The sequence below is a fragment of the Mesorhizobium sp. M5C.F.Ca.ET.164.01.1.1 genome, assembly GCF_004792125.1.
GTDB classification, from domain to species: domain Bacteria; phylum Pseudomonadota; class Alphaproteobacteria; order Rhizobiales; family Rhizobiaceae; genus Mesorhizobium; species Mesorhizobium wenxiniae.
On the sequence record NZ_SRTG01000114.1, the window covers coordinates 1 to 437 of the forward strand.

General features: G+C 56.3%; 1 pseudogene. It reads right to left on the reverse strand.

Annotated elements, in window-relative coordinates:
- Window positions 1–223: 223 nt before the first annotated feature.
- Window positions 224–437 (reverse strand): annotated as a pseudogene (locus EN807_RS32675) (ABC transporter); the annotation flags it as partial.

The following is a 437-nucleotide window of genomic DNA, read 5'->3' on the forward strand; positions in this document are numbered from 1 at the left end:
TCTGGTGGAGGTGATGGCGCCAAGCCATAGCCTCATCATGAATATCTCGGAACTCATCGACGCTGCGCATTCTAACCTCTTGTACCAAATTGAGCAAAGCCGCGCCCGGGGTCTCCCACCAAACAAATCCTTCTCAAATTTTGCCACATCAAACGTGTCATGGCCATTGGGCCGTACCTCCGGTCATGCGAGCCTCACACTAGCTGAAGTGAATATGGCCGAGTCATTCTCTGCTTCCGGTGAGCGAATGGTCGTGATTTATCCGGCGCGCCAGCCAGTCGGGGTCCATTTCCGGGACCGAGGACAATAGGAGCTTAGTGTACGGATCGAGCGGCCGCTGGAAGAGCTGGTCCTTTGGGCTCTGCTCAACCACCCTTCCATTCTGCATCACCACCACCTCATCAGCGATAGCGCGCACCGTGGCGAAGTCGTGGGTG